This is a genomic window from Mycobacterium sp. NGS26, assembly GCF_059813025.1.
Map to the genome: position 1 here is coordinate 810519 of NZ_JCALDU010000001.1, position 17444 is coordinate 827962.

17 protein-coding genes are annotated in these 17444 nt (G+C 68.9%); 8 read left to right on the plus strand and 9 right to left on the minus strand.

All coding sequences use genetic code 11. The annotated features are described in order from the left end of the window. Nucleotides 1-46 precede the first annotated feature (46 nt). The gene (locus AC5Y6X_RS03900) at nucleotides 47-667 is read left to right on the plus strand and encodes a hypothetical protein (RefSeq protein ID WP_499984673.1); all 621 of its coding nucleotides are present in this window, start codon (nucleotides 47-49) and stop codon (nucleotides 665-667) included. Here the strand turns inward: AC5Y6X_RS03900 and AC5Y6X_RS03905 are convergent. The 3 genes from AC5Y6X_RS03905 to purB are packed head-to-tail and all read right to left on the minus strand — an operon-like array spanning nucleotide 664 to nucleotide 4279. Then, on the minus strand, nucleotides 664-1638 hold the full coding sequence (locus tag AC5Y6X_RS03905; protein ID WP_499984675.1) for a tellurite resistance/C4-dicarboxylate transporter family protein: 975 nt from the start codon (nucleotides 1636-1638) through the stop codon (nucleotides 664-666). The two genes, AC5Y6X_RS03900 and AC5Y6X_RS03905, sit on opposite strands and share 4 nt — an antisense overlap. Then, nucleotides 1635-2864 carry a cytochrome P450 gene (locus tag AC5Y6X_RS03910; RefSeq protein WP_499984677.1) on the minus strand — a complete coding sequence of 410 codons (1230 nt, stop codon included), beginning with the start codon at nucleotides 2862-2864 and terminating at the stop codon, nucleotides 1635-1637. The genes AC5Y6X_RS03905 and AC5Y6X_RS03910 overlap by 4 nt, the downstream gene beginning before the upstream one ends. After that, nucleotides 2861-4279, minus strand: coding sequence for an adenylosuccinate lyase (gene purB, locus AC5Y6X_RS03915; protein WP_499984678.1), 1419 nt, complete (start codon nucleotides 4277-4279; stop codon nucleotides 2861-2863). Before purB ends, AC5Y6X_RS03910 begins: the two co-directional genes overlap by 4 nt. Before the next feature lie 103 nt (nucleotides 4280-4382). Between purB and AC5Y6X_RS03920 the strand changes: the two genes are divergently transcribed. Then, complete coding sequence (locus AC5Y6X_RS03920) at nucleotides 4383-5111, plus strand: DUF429 domain-containing protein (RefSeq protein ID WP_499984680.1); 729 nt, start codon at nucleotides 4383-4385, stop codon at nucleotides 5109-5111. Nucleotide 5112: 1 nt separating this feature from the next. Here the strand turns inward: AC5Y6X_RS03920 and AC5Y6X_RS03925 are convergent, their stop codons facing one another. After that, on the minus strand, nucleotides 5113-5733 hold the full coding sequence (locus AC5Y6X_RS03925; RefSeq protein WP_324673620.1) for a TetR/AcrR family transcriptional regulator: 621 nt from the start codon (nucleotides 5731-5733) through the stop codon (nucleotides 5113-5115). A 72-nt stretch (nucleotides 5734-5805) separates the two neighbouring features. Here AC5Y6X_RS03925 and AC5Y6X_RS03930 point away from each other — a divergent pair, with 72 nt between their 5' ends. Both AC5Y6X_RS03930 and AC5Y6X_RS03935 read left to right on the plus strand, forming a co-directional pair. Further along, nucleotides 5806-6711 carry an alpha/beta hydrolase-fold protein gene (locus AC5Y6X_RS03930; RefSeq protein ID WP_499984685.1) on the plus strand — a complete coding sequence of 302 codons (906 nt, stop codon included), beginning with the start codon at nucleotides 5806-5808 and terminating at the stop codon, nucleotides 6709-6711. A gap of 10 nt (nucleotides 6712-6721) precedes the next feature. Beyond that, the gene (locus tag AC5Y6X_RS03935) at nucleotides 6722-8305 is read left to right on the plus strand and encodes a gamma-glutamyltransferase family protein (RefSeq protein ID WP_499984688.1); all 1584 of its coding nucleotides are present in this window, start codon (nucleotides 6722-6724) and stop codon (nucleotides 8303-8305) included. On the opposite strand, the gene purD is transcribed toward AC5Y6X_RS03935, so the two are convergent. From purD to AC5Y6X_RS03960, 5 genes are all read right to left on the minus strand, one after another. Next, nucleotides 8302-9570, minus strand: a complete 1269-nt coding sequence (gene purD / locus AC5Y6X_RS03940; protein ID WP_499984690.1) for a phosphoribosylamine--glycine ligase — start codon at nucleotides 9568-9570, stop codon at nucleotides 8302-8304. The two genes, AC5Y6X_RS03935 and purD, sit on opposite strands and share 4 nt — an antisense overlap. Nucleotides 9571-9680: 110 nt before the next feature. Then, nucleotides 9681-10118, minus strand: a complete 438-nt coding sequence (locus tag AC5Y6X_RS03945; protein ID WP_324673612.1) for a carboxymuconolactone decarboxylase family protein — start codon at nucleotides 10116-10118, stop codon at nucleotides 9681-9683. After that, nucleotides 10119-10976 (minus strand): NAD(P)-dependent oxidoreductase, encoded by an 858-nt coding sequence (locus AC5Y6X_RS03950; RefSeq protein WP_499984692.1) that lies wholly within the window; start codon nucleotides 10974-10976, stop codon nucleotides 10119-10121. Beyond that, nucleotides 10973-11722: an SDR family oxidoreductase gene (locus AC5Y6X_RS03955; RefSeq protein ID WP_499984694.1), complete on the minus strand. Its 750-nt coding sequence runs from the start codon at nucleotides 11720-11722 to the stop codon at nucleotides 10973-10975. The genes AC5Y6X_RS03950 and AC5Y6X_RS03955 overlap by 4 nt, the downstream gene beginning before the upstream one ends. Before the next feature lie 14 nt (nucleotides 11723-11736). After that, nucleotides 11737-13206 (minus strand): aldehyde dehydrogenase, encoded by a 1470-nt coding sequence (locus AC5Y6X_RS03960; RefSeq protein WP_499984695.1) that lies wholly within the window; start codon nucleotides 13204-13206, stop codon nucleotides 11737-11739. A gap of 208 nt (nucleotides 13207-13414) precedes the next feature. Between AC5Y6X_RS03960 and AC5Y6X_RS03965 the strand changes: the two genes are divergently transcribed. The 4 genes from AC5Y6X_RS03965 to cyp51 are packed head-to-tail and all read left to right on the plus strand — an operon-like array spanning nucleotide 13415 to nucleotide 17444. Continuing rightward, a complete protein-coding gene (locus AC5Y6X_RS03965) occupies nucleotides 13415-14053 on the plus strand; it encodes a TetR family transcriptional regulator (RefSeq protein WP_420715799.1) in 639 nt (212 codons plus the stop codon). After that, entirely contained in the window at nucleotides 14050-15267 is a 1218-nt protein-coding gene (locus AC5Y6X_RS03970) for a cytochrome P450 (protein WP_499984697.1), read from the plus strand. Before AC5Y6X_RS03965 ends, AC5Y6X_RS03970 begins: the two co-directional genes overlap by 4 nt. Further along, nucleotides 15268-16092: an SDR family oxidoreductase gene (locus AC5Y6X_RS03975; protein WP_499984699.1), complete on the plus strand. Its 825-nt coding sequence runs from the start codon at nucleotides 15268-15270 to the stop codon at nucleotides 16090-16092. Continuing rightward, on the plus strand, nucleotides 16089-17444 hold the full coding sequence (gene cyp51, locus AC5Y6X_RS03980; RefSeq protein WP_499984701.1) for a lanosterol 14-alpha demethylase: 1356 nt from the start codon (nucleotides 16089-16091) through the stop codon (nucleotides 17442-17444). The genes AC5Y6X_RS03975 and cyp51 overlap by 4 nt, the downstream gene beginning before the upstream one ends.

Consider the following 17444-nt stretch of genomic DNA (forward strand, 5'->3'; position numbering starts at 1 on the left):
CGCCGCACGGCGGGCCCCGTCCCGGGAGCTGTGCTGGTATTTAGCTATGACATCCCCGTTGTTGCCCTATTCCACCAGGCCCGCCCGGCTGCTGGCCCAACTGTTCAGCGACTTCGCGGTCGCCGTGTGGACGGCGATCTGGCTGCTCGTCGGCGTGGCCGTCTACGACGCGATATCGACGATCGCCGAGGCCGGGCGGCAGGTCGAAAGCGGCGCGCACGGCATCGCGGGCAACCTGGCCTCGGCCGGCCATGGCGCGCAGCACATTCCGCTGGTGGGCGACGCGGTCAGCAAGCCGCTCACCGCCGCCAGCCAGGCCGCCCTGGACATCGCGGGCGCCGGAAACGACCTGGCCACCACGGCGAGCTGGCTCGCGGTGCTGCTCGCCATGGCGGTCGTCGCGCTCCCGATCCTGGTGGCGGTCGTGCCGTGGCTTTTGCTGAGGCTCCGCTTCTTCCGGCGCAAGCGAACCGTTACCGCGCTGGCCGCCACCCCGGCCGGCGAGCAACTGCTGGCGCTGCGGGCCCTGACCAACCGGCCGCCCCGCAAGCTGACCGCCATCGGTCCGGACCCGGTCGGCGGGTGGCGCCGCGAGGACCCGGTCACCATCCGGGCGCTGGCCGCGCTCGAACTGCGGTCGGCCGGGATCACGCTGCGCGCGGGCTAACGACCGCGCATCGCCAGCAGGAGCCCGGCGACGACGACAATCAGCCACGCCGCCAACGCGTCCCAGAAAAACACCAGCGACACGGTGACCAGCGACCCCTGCCCGATCTCGGCCGCCATGGTGTAGCTGGCCGCCGAGTACATGCCCAGCGGAAAGACGAACGCCCACCACACGCCGGCGAAGCGCAGCATTTCGGGGCGGCGGCTGATCCGGTGCAGGCCGAAATAGATCAGCGGCGGAATCCACAGCGTGGCGGCCACCCAGGTCACCACCGTGACGACGAGCACCAGGCCGGCCAGCCAGCCGGGGGCCTGGCCGTGGATGCCGTCGCCGGCCAGTGTCGCAATGGCCAAGCCGCCCATCAGGATCCACGTGTCCGGTTCGAACCCGTCGCGGTCCTGCCGCTGGGCGATGCTGCGCCACACGATCAGCCAGGTCATCAGGCCGTAGATGCACAGCGCGGCCACCCATACCGGCACGGCCACCGCCAGCCACCAGTGCCCGGACGCATGCCGGGCCGCCTTGGCGGCCACGATCGCCAGACCCGAGGTGCCCACGCTGGCCAGCTCCCACGCGCCGTGCGCCCGGTCCCGCAACCCCGGCCACGTGAGCGCCGACATGTTGCGCGCGCCGAGCACGATCAGCGCCAGCCACGCCACCAGCGCCACCACACCCAGCGCGTGCGCCATTACCGGCCGCGACGTCAGCCGGCTGTCCAGCACCGCACACGCGGCGACGAACGTGAACAACCGCAGCGTGACGTCGGGATCCTTCAGGTCCCAGCGGGTGAACTGCCGCGTGACGATCACCAGGGCGACGAGAACCAGCAGGCCCAGGGATGCGAGAACACCCATCGCGTCGCCGATTTGGCGGTAGTGGTGGTCGGCAGCGGCGACGGACAGGATTCCGGTCGCCATCACCGCGGCGAACACATCGGGTGACGGCTCGACATTGGCGAGCCGGAATGTCACTGTCCCGCAGCCAGTTCCACGACGAGGTGACGGATTCCGGTATGCCGGTTGCTGCGCGTCCACTCGACCGGCTTCACCACGCGCACGCCGGAAAACCGCGACAGCAGTTCCTCGTAGAGAACCCGCAGTTCCAGCCGGGCCAGGTTCGCGCCCAGGCAGTAGTGCACACCCTGGCCGAAGCCCAGGTGCGGGTTCGGTTTTCGGGCGATGTCGAATTCGTCGGCGCGGTCGAACACCTTGGCGTCGCGGTTGGCCGAGCCCTCCCAGATCTGCACCTTCTGCCCCGCCTCGATCGTGTGCCCGCCGAGCGTGACATCGCGCGTGGCGGTGCGCCGCTTCGACGGCGACGGTGACGTCCAGCGGACCATCTCTTCCACCGCCGTCGGCAGCATGCCGAGATCGCCGCGCAGCGCGCGCAATTGCTCCGGATGCTCGGCCAGCGCCAGCAGCCCACCGGCGACCGCGTTGCGCGTCGTCTCCGCCCCGGCGCTGAACAGCAGGCTGAAGAACAGGTACAGCTCGATGTCCGACAGGGCCGGAGCGTCCTCGAGCGTCGCGTTGGCGACGACCGACAGCATGTCGTCGGTCGGCTCGGCCCGCTTGGCGGCGATCAACTGCTGGCCGTATTCGTACATCCGCGAGCCGGCCTGTTCGACCGACAGCTGCGAAAGGGACGCCTTGCGCGAGCCGCCGAAGTCGAACTGCGGCTCGATGGCCTCGAAGAGCCAATGCCGTTCGGATTCCGGCACTCCCAGCAGGATGCAGATCATCTGCATCGGCAGTTCGGCGGCGATGTCGACCAGGAAGTCGACGGGTTCGCCGGGCACCACCGCGTCCAGCAGTCGGCGCGCCCGGGCCCGCAGGTCGTCCTCCACCAGGCCGATCATCCGGGGCGTCAGCCCGGAGCTGACGAGCCGCCTGATTTGCGAATGCCGCGGGTCGTCCATCATGTTGAGCACCTGGCCCGCGATGGCCAGGTCCTGCAGCAGCGTCCCGCCGTACGGCCGGTCGCCGCCGGTGACCGAGGAGTAGGTCACCGGATCACGCAGCACCTCAAGCGTTTCCGCGTGGGTGGCGACCGACCAGAAGCCCTCGCCGTCGGGGGTGTTGTCGGTCGGCGGGTGCCAGTACACCGGCGCCTCTCGCCGGTGGATGGCGAACAGCTCGTGCGGAAACCCGTTGGCGAAGTTGTCCAGATCGGTGAAGTCGATGCCGGCGAGAGTCACAGGATCGCGCCCGGGGTGTACTTGGCCGCGTCGGGGTAGCGGCCCACCAGGGTGTCCACCATCGTGACGACGTCGTCGACCTGGTCGCCGGCCGCACCGGTGAACGCCTTCTTGTCGGCCAGCGCGGCGTCCAGCGCGGCGCGGTCCAGCGGGAGCCGCTCGTCGGCGGCCAGCCGGTCCAGCAGGTCGGGCTCGGCGCCGCGTTCCCGCATCGCCAGCGCCGTCGCCACGGCGTGTTCGCGAATCACGTGGTGTGCGGCCTCGCGCCCCATGCCGGCGCGCACCGCCGCCATCAACACTTTCGTGGTGGCCAAAAACGGTAAATAACGGTCTAATTCGCGCTGGATCACCGCCGGGTAGGCGCCGAACTCGTCGAGCACCGTCAAGAACGTCTCGATCTGCCCGTCGATGGCAAAGAAGCTGTCCGGCAGGGCAACTCGGCGCACCACCGAGCAGAACACGTCGCCCTCGTTCCACTGCGCGCCGGCCAGTTCCGCCGCCATCGACGCGTAGCCGCGCAGCACCACCTGCAGGCCGTTCACCCGCTCGCAACTGCGGGTGTTCATCTTGTGCGGCATCGCCGACGACCCCACCTGCCCCGGCGCGAACCCCTCGGTGACCAGTTCGTGCCCCGCCATCAACCGGATGGTGTGGGCCATCGACGACGGTCCGGCGCCGAGTTGCACCAGCGCGGAGATCACGTCGTGGTCCAGCGAACGCGGATACACCTGCCCCACACTGGTCAAAACCGTTGCGAAGCCCAAGAAGTCGGCGACGCGGCCCTCGAGTTCGGCGAGCTTGGCGGCGTCGCCGTCGAGCAGGTCGAGCATGTCCTGCGCGGTGCCCATCGGGCCCTTGATCCCGCGCAGCGGGTAGCGGTCGATCAACTCCCCCAGCCGGGTCAGCGCGATCAGCGTCTCCTGCGCGGCCGAAGCGAACCGCTTGCCCAGCGTGGTGGCCTGCGCGGCGACGTTGTGGCTGCGGCCGGCCATCACCAGGTCGCGGTACGTGACCGCCCGTTCGGCGAGCCGCGCCACCACCGCAACGCCATGCGCGAAAACCAGTTCCAGCGACCGCCGCACCTGCAGCTGCTCCACGTTCTCGGTCAGGTCACGACTGGTCATCCCCTTGTGCACATGCTCGTGACCGGCCAGCGCGTTGAACTCCTCGATGCGGGCCTTCACATCGTGGCGCAGCACCTTCTCGCGGGCCGCGATCGACGACAGGTCCACGTCGCCGACCACCCGTTCGTAGTCGGCGATCGCCTCCGCGGGCACCGGCACGCCCAGTTCCGCCTGTGCGCGCAGCACCGCGAGCCACAGCTGCCGCTCCGCGACGACCTTGGCCTCCGGCGACCAGATGGCGACCATCTCGGCGCTGGCATACCGCGCGGCCAGCACGTTCGGAATGCTCACAAAGGAACAGCTTACGGTTCGCCCAACACCGCGAGACTGCAACTGGCGACGCATTCGCCGAGTAATGGTGTCGGTAGTTGCAGTTTCGCGGCAATCTGGGCTGATGTACTTCGTCGGCGTCGACCTCGCCTGGGCGGGTCGCAACCCGACCGGCGTCGCCGTCGTCGACTCCGGCGGTGTTCTGGTGAGCGTGGCCGCGGTCCGCAACGACGACGAGATCCTGGCCGCGTTGCACCCCTACGTGCGGGGCGATTGCGTGGTCGCCTTCGATGCGCCGCTGGTGGTGACCAACCCGACGGGCCAGCGTCCCGCCGAGACCGCGCTCAACCGCGACTTCCGCAGGTTCCAGGCCGGTGCCCACCCCTGCAACACCGGAAAACCCGAATTCGCCGACGGCCCGCGCGGCGGCCGACTGGCTGCGGCGCTGGGCCTCGATCTGAATCCTCGGTCGTTGGCGGCGCGGCGCGCCATCGAGGTCTACCCGCACGCCGCGACGGTCGCCCTGTTCCGGTTGGAGCGGACGCTGAAATACAAGGCGAAGCCCGGCCGCAGCGTGGACCGGCTCAAATCCGAGCTGTTGCTGCTGATGGACGGCGTCGAACGGCTTGCACACGCCCCGATCCCGCTGCGCGTCGCCGGCCACGACGGCTGGGTCGCGCTGCGCCGGGGCGTCGTCGCCGCGCAACGCAAGAGCGAGCTGCGCCGCGCCGAGGATCCCGTCGACGCCGTCGTCTGCGCCTATGTGGCGTTGTACGCGCAGCGCCGCCCGGCCGATGTCACGCTCTACGGGGACTTCGCCACCGGGTACATCGTGACGCCGTCGCTGCCCTAGCTCAGATGGGCACGTGCCGTTGATCGATCGGCGCCAGCACCTCGATCAGTTCGACCACCGTCTGCTCCACGGCCCTGCGGGGATCGCGACCCTCGACCAACGCGGAAACCACCGAACCGTCGACGGCGCACAGCAGCGTGCGGACCAGTTCGATGTGCACGGAGCGGCCGCATCGCTCGATGGCCTCGGTGACGGCCTCGGCGCGCTGACGCAGGTTGCGGCGCATGGTCTCACGCAACGCGGGCAGCCGGGTGCAGGCGATCAGCCGCTCGTACCGCGAGATCAGTTGCTCCGCGAGCCCCGGACTGGACACGTCCTCCACGAGCAACTCGGCCAGCACCTCCGCCGTGGTCTCGGGCCCGCGCCGCCGCCGGGACAACGAGTTCACCCTGGCCCGCAACTGCGCCACCTCGATCATGCCGATGTGTTCGACCGCGCGGGCGATCAAATCGTCGAGGGACGAGAAGTAGTAGGTGGTGGACGCCAACGGCAGGCCGGCGCGCTGAGCGACCGCTCGGTGCCGCACCGCTTCGAACCCGCCTTCGGCTAGCAGCTCGGCGGCCGCACTGACGAGCGCGTACCGCCGGCGTTCCCCTTTCGGGGTCACTGCTGCTGCTGTCACGACTAGCTATGGTGCCAGTAAAAGTGGTACTGCGATGCCATTTTGGCCAAACGCCCATGGCATGATGGCCCAATGCCCGACTTGAGCCGCCGCGCAGTGCTCGGTCTCGGTGTCAGCGTGGCCGCCGGCGCGGCCGGTGTTTACGGGCTCGACATCCTGTTCCAGCCGCGCACATCTCACGCCGCACCCGAGGCGACGGCCGGCACCCGGGTCCCGTTGGCGCCCGCGCCCGCACCCGCGCCGCTCGAGCCGCCGCCGGCCGAGGCCGCGCCGACGATGACCACGGGTTCGTTCGTGTCGGCGGCGCGCGGCGGGATCCCGACCAATTGGGCGATCGCGCGCCCGCCGGGGCAGACCAGGGCGTTGCGGCCCGTGATCGCGCTGCACGGCAAGGGCAGCGACGCGTCCAGCGTGATGGCCGGCGGCGTCGAGCAGGGTCTGGCCCAGGCCGTCAACGCCGGGCTGCCGCCGTTCGCGGTGGTCGCCGTCGACGGTGGCGGCGGCTATTGGCACAAGAGGGCATCCGGCGAAGACTCCGGGGCAATGGTGCTCGACGAGCTGATCCCGATGCTGGACTCGCAACGCCTGGACACGTCGCGGGTGGCGTTCCTGGGCTGGTCGATGGGCGGCTACGGCGCCCTGCTGCTGGGCGGGCGGCTGGGTCCCGCACGCACCGCGGCGATCTGCGCGGTGAGCCCGGCGCTGTGGCTGTCCCCCGGCGCGGCCGCGCCCGGCGCGTTCGACGGCGCCGACGACTTCGCCGCGAACTCGGTGTTCGGAATGCCTGCGCTGGCGTCGATCCCGATCCGGGTGGATTGCGGCGACAGCGATCCGTTCTACGCGGCGACCAAGCAGTTCATCGCGCAACTGCCCAACCCACCCGCGGGCGGCTTCTCCCCCGGCGGGCACAACCCGGGGTTCTGGAGCTCGCAATTGCCGGCAGAGCTGACCTGGATGGCGCCTCTGCTGACGGCCTAGGGTTTTGGTCGTGAGCGCACCGTTCGGCTGGGACTTGCCCTACGCCTGGCCGCGCAAGCCCGTCCTGGCGGCCAACGTTGTGTGCACGTCGCAACCGCTCGCCGCGCAGGCCGGCCTGCGAATGCTCGCCGAGGGCGGCAGCGCGGTGGACGCCGCCGTCGCCGCGGCCATCACCCTGACCATCGTGGAGCCGGTGTCCAACGGCATCGGCTCGGACGCCTTCGCGATCGTCTGGGACGGCACGCGACTGCACGGGCTGAACGCGTCGGGCCGCTCACCCGCGGCCTGGACGCCAGAGTACTTCGGCGGCAACGCCGTTCCCGCGCTCGGCTGGAATTCGGTGACCGTGCCCGGGGCCGTATCGGCGTGGACCGAGCTGCACGCCAAGTTCGGCAGGCTGCCGTTCGAGAGACTCTTCGAACCGGCGATCTGCTACGGCCGCGACGGCTTCCTCGTCTCACCCACCGTCGCCGAGCAATGGGCGGCGCAGGTTCCGTTCTTCCGGGGGCAGCCCGGCTTCGCCGAGGCGTTCCTGCCCGGCGGGCGGGCGCCGAAACCCGGTGAGCTGTTCAGGTTTCCCGACCACGCGGCGACGCTCGAGAGGATCGCCGCCACCCGCGGCGAGGCGTTCTACCGTGGCGAACTGGCGGACAAGCTGGCGTCGCACGCGGCGGCCCACGGCGGCGCCATGCGCGCCGACGACCTCGCCGCCCACCGCGCCGACTGGGTCGGCACCATCGACACCACCTACCGCGGATACACCGTCCACGAGATACCGCCCAACGGACAGGGCGTCGTCGCCCTGATCGCGCTGGGAATCCTGGAGCAGTTCGAGATGTCCTCGCTGCCAGCCGATTCCGCCGATAGCGTCCACCTGCAGATCGAAGCGGTCAAGCTGGCCTTCGCCGACGCGCAGGCCTATGTCGCCGACGCCGACCACATGCCGTTCCCCGCGGATCGCCTGCTGGACAAGGAATATCTGCGGCAGCGGGCCGCGCTCATCGACCGCGGCCGGGCCAAGCCCGCGGCCGCCGGCAGCCCGGCGGGGGGCACCGTGTATCTGACCGCCGCCGACGCCGCGGGGATGATGGTGTCGATGATCCAGTCGAACTACATGGGGTTCGGCTCCGGGGTGGTGGTGCCGGGCACCGGGATCTCGCTGCAGAACCGGGGCGCGGATTTCGCTGCGGCCCAGGGGCATCCGAACCGGGTCGGCCCGGGCAAGCGGCCCTATCACACGATCATCCCGGGCTTCGTCACCAGGGACGGCCAACCCGTGATGAGCTTTGGGGTGATGGGCGGCACCATGCAGCCACAGGGCCATGTGCAGGTGATGGTGCGCATCGCCGACCACGGCCAGAACCCGCAGGCGGCGTGTGACGGCCCGCGGTTCCGTTGGGTGCACGGGACGCAGGTCAGCTGCGAACAAGGTTTCCCACCGTCGACGCTGGACGAGCTGCGGCGCCGCGGGCACGATCTGGTCGCCGTGGACGACTACAACCAGTTCGGGAGCTGCCAGGCGATTTGGCGCCTGGACGGCGGGTACCTCGCCGCCAGCGACCCGCGCCGTGACGGGCAGGCCGCCGCGTTCTAAACGCTGACCTTGCCCTCCGCCGCCGCCAGCCCGATGTCGCTGCGGAAATGGCTGCCGGGCAATCGAATCGAGGAAAGGATCTCGTAGGCCCGGGCGCGGGCCGCGGCCAGGTCGGCGCCGGTGCCCACCACCGACAGCACCCGGCCGCCCGTCGAGACGATCGCGCCGTCGTCGCGGCGGGTTGTCCCGGCATGCAGCACCCCGTCGGCCTCGGAGCCGACGACGACGTCGCCGACCCGGGGCCGCCCGGGATAGTTTTCAGCCGCCAGCACCACCGTCACCGCGGCACCGTCGCGCCAGCGCAGCTCGCCGAAGTCGGCCAGGGCGCCGCTGCCCGCCGCGTGCAGCAGCTGACCCAGCGGCGAATCCAACAGGGCCAGCACGGCCTGTGTCTCCGGATCGCCGAAGCGGCAATTGAATTCGACGACCGCCGGCCCCTTCGCGGTGATGGCCAGCCCGACATACAGCAATCCGCAAAACGGGCTGCCGCGCTTGACCAGTTCGGCGGCGACGGGTTCGACGATGTCGCTGACCACCTCCCGGCACACGCCGTCGGGAAGCCACGGCAGCGGCGCGTAGGCGCCCATGCCGCCGGTGTTGGGTCCGGTGTCGCCCTCGCCCACCCGCTTGAAGTCCTGCGCCGGCAGCATCGGCACCACCGTCGCGCCGTCGACGACGCAGAACAGCGACACCTCGGGGCCGTCCAGATAGGACTCCAGTAGCACCGGATGACCGGCCTCGAGCAGCCCGGCCGCGTGTGCGCGCGCGACGTCGCGGTCCGGCGTCACCACCACGCCCTTGCCGGCGGCCAGGTGGTCATCTTTCACCACCCAGTTCGGGTCGCCCGCCGGCGGACCGAACCTGTCCAGGGCTGCATCCAGAAGGGCTGGGCTGTCGACGATTTCGCTGGCGGCGGTGCGCACACCGGCTGCCGCCATGACCTCCTTGGCAAACGCCTTGGAGCCTTCGATGCGGGCGGCGTCCTTGCCGGGGCCGAAGCAGACGATGCCGGCCTCCCGGACGGCGTCGGCCACCCCCAGCACCAGCGGCACCTCGGGACCGATGACCACCAGGTCGGCCCGCACCTCGCGAGCCAGGGCGACGACGTCCTCGCCGGAGGTGATGTCGACGTCGTGCTGCTCGGCCAGCCGCGCGGTGCCGGCGTTGCCGGGGGCGATGGCCAGCCCGGTGACCTGCGGGTCCCGCCCCAGCGCGAGCAGCAGGGCATGTTCACGGGCACCGGAGCCGATCACCAGGACGCGCACGAAACGTCACTCTATCGGGCGGGCTGGTCTCGTCGCGCCGAGAGTGAAACTGTGGTGAATCCGCCGCCCGAAAATCGCAACAGTTTCACGCTCGGGGAGGTGGCGCTGGCTCAGTCGCGCGGTTTGCCCCTGTGCATGTTGACAGCCGCGTCCACGTTGGCCTTCTTGTCCTCCCCGGAGCCCTTCGCCGCGGCCTTCTTGCGCTTTGCCACGACGGTGTCGACCGCGCCGTTGAACGCCGAACCCAGTGGGAACCCGAGATAGTGGGTGAGGAAGACGGCCATCTCCTTCAGCTCGATCTCGGTGAGTTCCCCGTTGAGCAGTGCGGCGTTGATCTGGATCTCGGCCAGGTCGCGATTTCCGATGGCGGTCACGGCGGTCAGCGTCATGATGCGCTTCTCGCGCATCGACAACCCCGGCCGGTTCCAGATGGTGCCGAAGAGGTGGTCGACGGTCAGGTCGAAGTAGGCGTCGCCCTCGACGTTGGGCATCTCCCAGCCGTAGACCTCGTTCATCTTCTCGAGGCCCTTGCGGCGCAGCTCGTCCATTTACGTCTCTTTCTCCGTGTGCGGCACCCCGAGGCCATCGGCCAGCCGTTCCAACGCAACCGCCGCCAAGGGAAGTTCTACCGAAACCGTCTGCCCCAGTGCCAGCGCCAGGCTCAGATCCTTCTCGCCCAGTACGCGCGCGTGCAGGAACGGCTGATAGAGAAAGCTGTCCGGCGGGATGGGCTTCGTGTCATCGCGATACAAGATCGAGCCCGCGCCACCGGTGATGGCGTCGGTGTGACGCACCACCTGCCCGAGATCTTGCAGATTCAACCCACACTTCTCCGCCAACCTCGATGCCTCACACGCAGCGGCGAACGAAATGTAGTGCAGCATGTTGCGGGCCAGCTTCATCCGCGTTCCGGCGCCCGGTTGACCCGCATGGATTACCAAGGAAGCCCACTGCGAGAAGGGTCCTTGCACCATCGCGAACGCCTCGTCGGTGGCGCCGACCATCGCCGCCAGCTCGCCCTTCTTGGCCGCCCTGCCACCACCGCTGACGGGAGCATCGACGACGTGAAAGCCTTGCGGTTCAAGCTCATTAGCCAGCTCGACGGCGGTGGTGTCACTGATCGTGGAGTGAATCGCGAACACGGTGCCAGGTTTGGCGTTGGAGGCCAGAGCGCCGACCACCTCCCGCACCTGTTCGTCATCGAGGACGGTGATGCTGATGATGTCGGCCTGCGCGACATCGGTGACGCTGTCGGCCAGCTGGGCGCCGTCCTCGGCGAACGGCGCCATCGCGTCGGCGCGAATGTCGAATACGATCAGCCCGCCCGGCCAGTCGACCAGCCGCTTGGCCATCGGCGCTCCCATGTTGCCCAGGCCGATGTAGCCGAGCTTCACGTCTTGACTCATGATCGAATTATCTGTCCGCCGTCAACATTGAAGATCTGCCCGGTGATCCACGAGGCCTCGTCGGACAGCAGGAACAGGCACATGCCGACCAGGTCGTCGGGAGTTCCCATGCGCGACAACGGAAGCCCCTTGACTATGTCGTCCACCATCTCCTTGGGCGTGGTGGTCCGGTTGGCCTCGGTGTCGATGGGACCGGGCGCGATCGCGTTGATCCGGATGTTGCGGCCGCCCAGCTCCCGCGAGAGCTGCTGGGTCAGGCCGTTGATGCCGACCTTGGCCAGGCCGTAGTAGTTGGCGTACAGCCACGCGGCGGTGGACGACTGGTTGACGATCGCGCCCCCGCCGCGCTTGGTCATCTTCTTGTACACCGCGCGGGTGCACCACAGCGCACCGTCGAGGTTGACGCTCATGAACTTCTTGTAGTACTCGGGGTCGATAGTCAGCAGGAAGTCCAGCTTCATGCCCCCGAAGATCGCCGCGTTGTTGACGAGGTAGTCGATCCCACCGAACTCGGCCAGCGTGCGATCGGCCATCGCCTTGGCCGACTCCGGATCTGACACGTCGACCGGAACGGCCAGCGCCGTGCCGCCGTCGGCGGTGATCTGCTTGGCCACCCCCTCGGCCGCGTCCGCGTTGATGTCGGCCACGACAACCGCCGCGCCCTCGCGGGCCAGCGCCTCGGCGTAGGCCTGGCCGATGCCGCCGCCCGATCCGGTGACGATGGCGACCTTGTTCTCAAACCGCATGCTTGCAAGCTCCTCTAGTTGACCGCTGTCGCAATGGTTTTGGTTTCCAGGTACTCCTCGAAACCGGCCAAGCCCATCTCGCGACCGTTTCCGGACTGCTTGTAGCCGCCGAACGGCGCGTCGGCGGAGTACCAGACGCCGCCGTTGACGTTGATCGTGCCCGCCCGGACCCGCGCGGCAACCCGCGCGGCCCTGTCGGGGTCGGCGCCGAACACGGTGCCCGACAAGCCGTATGGCGAGTCGTTGGCGATGCGCACGGCGTCGTCGTCGCCGTCGTGGGGGATCACCGTCAGGACGGGGCCGAAGATCTCCTCGCGCGCGCAGCGGGCGTCGTTGTCCAGCCCGGCGATCAGGGTGGGCTCGATGAAGAAACCGACGTCGCGGTCGGCCGGCCTGCCCCCGCCGCACGCGAACGTCCCGCCCTCGGCGATCGCCGAGTCGAGATAGCCCTGCACCCGATCGCGTTGCCTGGCCGAAATCAGTGGCCCGCAAACGGTTCCGGGGTCGGTGGGGTCGCCGGGCCTGATGCCGCCCATCGTCGCGGCCGCGATGGAGACGGCCTCGTCGTAGCGCTCCCGCGGCACCACCAGCCGGGTGGTGATCGCGCAGCCCTGGCCGGCGTGCATGCACACGGAGAACCCCGCCACGCCGGCCGCGGCGCCCAGGTCGGCGTCGTCGAGCACGACGAACGCCGACTTGCCGCCCAGCTCGAGAAAGACCTTCTTGATGGTCGCGGCGCCGTCGGCCATCACGCTGCGCCCGGTGGCCGTCGACCCGGTGAACGAAATCATGTCCACCCGAGGGTCTTTGGCCAACAATGCGCCGACACCGTGATCGCTGGAGGTGACGATGTTGATCACCCCGGGCGGGAAATCGGTGTGCTCGGCGATGAGTTCCCCCAGCACGGCGGCGCACCAGGGTGTGTCGGGGGCGGGCTTGAGGACGACGGTGTTCCCCGCGGCCAGCGCGGGCCCGATCTTGGCGAGGTTGATCTGGTGCGGAAAATTCCACGGGGTGATGGCGCCGACGACGCCGACGGCCTCGCGGGCGATGGTGCGCCGGGTGGGGATGCCCATCGGCGACGCCTCGCCGAGATCCTGGTTGTAGACGTAGGATTCGGCGGTGTCAGCGGCGAACGCCAGGTCGTTGACCGGGACTTCGAGCTGAGCGATGCCGGTGAGCATCCGCGGCGCGCCGACTTCGGCGATCGTCAGCTCCCGCAGTTCTTCGAGGTGCTGCTGCATCGCCTCGCGCAGCTGCCGAACGCAGCGCACCCGCAGCTCGGTGTTGCGGGACCAGTCCGTCTCGTCGAAGGCGCGGCGCGCTGCGTCGATGGCGCGGCCCATGTCGTCGGCGTCGGCGTCGGCGGCGACGCCGAGCACCTCCTCGGTGGCCGGATTGATCGTCGGGAAGGTGCCCGCATTTCCCGTCGACATCTTGCCGTCGATGAAAAGGGCACTAACACCGTCGGCCAACAGGGCCATCTCCCGCTCCCGTCGATTTCAAGGGAAATTCCACAACGCCTGAGTAGACAGTTGTCCGATATCGTCTCACCGCACCATAGCCGCCGGGCCGCCGTCGCTGCAAGGCCCGATCTCGCAAGCGCCCCGCCGACACGAAATAAAGGCTCATTACCAGGCTATTCGGCAATCATCCTTGCCTGACGCGCTCCCCATCCGGTAGCTTGGACAGGTGTCCAGCGATGCCCTGGTGACGATCACGTCCCAAGCCGAGCACCAGACCGGCCAGGCGCCGCGCAACCGGCGCCAGGAGGAGACCTTCCGCAAGGTGCTCGCCGCCGGCATCGAGACCCTGCGCGAGAAGTCCTATGCCGACCTGACGGTGCGCGCGGTGGCCGCCCGCGCCAAGGTGGCCCCGGCCACCGCCTACACCTACTTCTCATCGAAGAACCACCTGATCGCCGAGGTGTACCTCGACCTGGTCCGCCAGGTCCCCTACTTCACCGACGTCAACGAGCCCATGCCCGCGCGGGTGGACAAGGCGCTGCGGCACCTGGCCCTGGTCGTCGCCGACGAGCCGGAGGTCAGCGCGGCGTGCACGACGGCGTTGCTCGGCGGCGGTGCCGATCCGGCCGTCAGCGCCGCGCGCGACCGCATCGGCGCGGAGATCCACCGTCGCATCTCGACCGCGATCGGCCCGGGCGCCAACCCCACCACCGTGTCCGCGCTCGAGATGGCTTTCTTCGGCGCGCTGGTGCAGGCGGGCAGCGGCGAATTCACCTATCACGAGATCGCCGACCGGCTGACCTATGTGGTGCGCCTCATCCTGGCCGGGGCCGGCGAGACGAGCCAGGAGTCGACCACCACATGACGGTGCACGTTGGAGACCACAAATTGGTCCTCGATCCCTACGACTACGACTTCCACGAGGATCCCTACCCGTATTACAAGCGGCTGCGCGACGAGGCCCCGCTGTACCGCAACGAGAAGCTGAAGTTCTGGGCGTTGTCGCGGCATCAGGATGTGCTGCAAGGCTTTCGGAACAGCACGACGCTGTCCAACCGCGACGGCGTGTCGCTGGACCCGGTGTCCCGCGGACCACACGCGTCGAAGACGATGTCGTTCCTGGCGATGGACGACCCCGCCCATCTGCGTTTGCGCACGCTGGTGTCGAAAGGCTTCACGCCGCGCCGGATCCGGGAGCTCGAGCCGCGGGTCACCGAGCTGGCCGTGCAGCACCTCGACGCGATGCTGGAGAAGGCCGGCTCCGAAACCGTCGACTACGTCGCGGAATTCGCCGGCAAGCTGCCGATGGACGTGATCTCCGAGCTGATGGGCGTGCCGCTGGCAGACCGCGACCGCATCCGCGCGATGGCCGACGGCGTGATGCATCGCGAGGACGGCGTCAACGACGTGCCGGCCTCGGCGATCGAGGCGTCGATCAACCTGATCGTCTACTACCAGGACATGATCGCCGAGCGCCGCAAGAAGCCGACCGAGGACCTGACGTCGGCGCTGCTGACCGCCGAGATCGACGGCGACCGGCTCACCGACCAGGAGATTCTCGGCTTCATGTTCCTGATGGTGATCGCCGGCAACGAGACCACCACCAAACTCCTTGCCAACGCCGCGTTTTGGGGTCACAAGAATCCCGATCAGCTGGCCCCGGTCTACGCCGACCTGTCCCGGGTTCCGCTGTGGGTGGAGGAGACCCTGCGCTACGACACGTCAAGCCAGATCCTGGCCCGCACCGTGTCGGGCGAGCTCACCCTCTACGACACCACCCTGCCCGAAGGGGACGTCCTGCTGCTGCTGCCCGGGTCGGGCAATCGCGACGAGCGCGTGTTCGACAACCCCGACGACTACGTGATCGGGCGCGACATCGGGCCCAGGCTCCTGAGTTTCGGCAGCGGCGCCCACTTCTGCCTGGGCGCGCACCTGGCCCGGATGGAGGCCCGGGTGGCGCTGACCGAATTGTTCAAGCGAATCCGCGGATATCAGGTCGACGAGGCCAACGCCGTCCGCGTCCACTCCAGCAACGTCCGCGGATTCGCTCACCTTCCGATCACGGTGGAGGTCGCCTGAATGCCCCGCTTCGAACCACATCCGGCGCGCCGGCCCACGATCGTCGCCGGCGCCTCGTCGGGCATCGGGGCCGCCACCGCCACCGAGCTTGCCGCCCACGGCTTTCCGGTGGCCCTGGGGGCGCGGCGCGTCGAGAAGTGCGAAGAGATCGCCGAGAAGATCCGCGCCGACGGCGGCGAGGCGATCGCGCTGCCGCTCGACGTCACCGACCCCGAATCGGTCAAGGGATTCGTCCATCAGGCGACCGAGCAGCTCGGTGACATCGAGGTCCTCGTCACCGGCGCCGGCGACACGTACTTCGGGCGGCTGCACGAAATCGACACCGAGACTTTCGAATCGCAGATCCAGATCCATCTGATCGGGGCGAACCGGTTGGCCACCGCGGTGCTGCCCGGCATGGTCGAGCGCCGGCGCGGCGACCTCATCTTCGTCGGCTCCGACGTCGCGCTGCGCCAGCGCCCGCACATGGGCGCCTACGGTGCCGCCAAGGCGGCGCTGGTGGCGATGGTCACCAACCTGCAGATGGAGCTCGAGGGAACCGGGGTGCGAGCCTCGATCGTGCACCCCGGTCCCACGAAGACGGGGATGGGCTGGAGCCTGCCCGCCGAGGCGATCGGCCCGGCGCTGGAGGACTGGGCGAAATGGGGTCAGGCGCGCCACGACTACTTCCTGCGGGCGTCGGATCTGGCCCGGGCGATCACGTTCGTCGCCGAGACGCCCCGGGGGGGCTTCGTGGTGAACATGGAACTGCAGCCCGAGGCGCCCCTGGCCGCGACGAAGGAGCGCCAGCAACTGAAACTGGATGAAAAGGCATTGGACACATGACAACCGCCATCGTGCCGCGGGTTTCCGGCGGCCAAGACGAACACGGTCATCTCGAGGAGTTCCGCACCGATCCGATCGGCCTTATGCAGCGCACCCGCGACGAGTGCGGGGACGTCGGCGAATTCCAGCTGGCCGACAAGCGCGTCATCCTGCTGTCCGGCGCGAACGCCAACGAGTTCTTCTTCCGTTCCGCCGACGAGGATCTGGACCAGGCCGAGGCGTACCCGTTCATGACGCCGATCTTCGGCAAGGGCGTCGTGTTCGACGCCAGCCCGGAACGGCGCAAGGAGATGCTGCACAACTCGGCGCTGCGCGGCGAGCAGATGAAGGGCCACGCGGTCACCATCGAGGGCGAAGTCAAGAAGATGATCGCCGACTGGGGCGACGAGGGCGAGATCGAGCTACTCGACTTCTTCGCCGAGCTGACCATCTACACCTCGACGGCCTGCCTGATCGGGCTGAAGTTCCGCGAGCAACTCGACCACCGGTTCGCGGAGTACTACCACGACCTGGAACGGGGCACCGACCCGCTGTGCTACGTCGACCCGTACCTGCCGATCGAAAGCTTCCGGCGCCGCGACGAGGCCCGCGTCAAGCTCGTCGGGCTGGTGCAGGAGATCATGAACCAGCGGATCGCCAACCCGCCCAAGGGAAAAGGCGATCGCGACATGCTCGACGTGCTGGTCTCGATCAAGGACGAGGAGGGCAATCCGCGCTTCTCCGCCGACGAGGTCACCGGGATGTTCATCTCGCTGATGTTCGCCGGGCACCACACCAGCTCGGGCACCTCGGCGTGGACGCTGATCGAGCTGATCCGCCACCCCGACGTCTACGCCGAGGTACGCGCCGAGCTGGAGGAGCTGTACGCCGACGGCCAGGAGGTGAGTTTCCATGCGCTGCGCCAGATTCCGAAGCTGGACAACGTGGTCAAGGAGACCCTGCGGCTGCACCCGCCGCTGATCATCCTGATGCGGGTCGCCAAGGGCGATTTCGAGGTCGAGGGCTTCCCGATCCGCAACGGCGACTACGTCGCCGCGTCCCCGGCGATCTCGAACCGGCTTCCCGAGGACTTTCCCGACCCGGACGGCTTCCACCCGGACCGGTACAACAAACCCGAGCAGGCCGACCTCGCCAACCGGTGGACCTGGATTCCGTTCGGCGCGGGCCGGCACCGTTGCGTCGGCGCCGCGTTCGCGACCATGCAGATCAAGGCGATCTTCTCGGTTCTGTTGCGCGAGTATGAGTTCGAGATGGCGCAGCCGCCGGAAAGCTATCGCAACGACCACTCCAAGATGGTGGTGCAGCTGGCCCGGCCCGCCAAGGTGCGCTACCGCCGCCTGCACAGGGAGTGA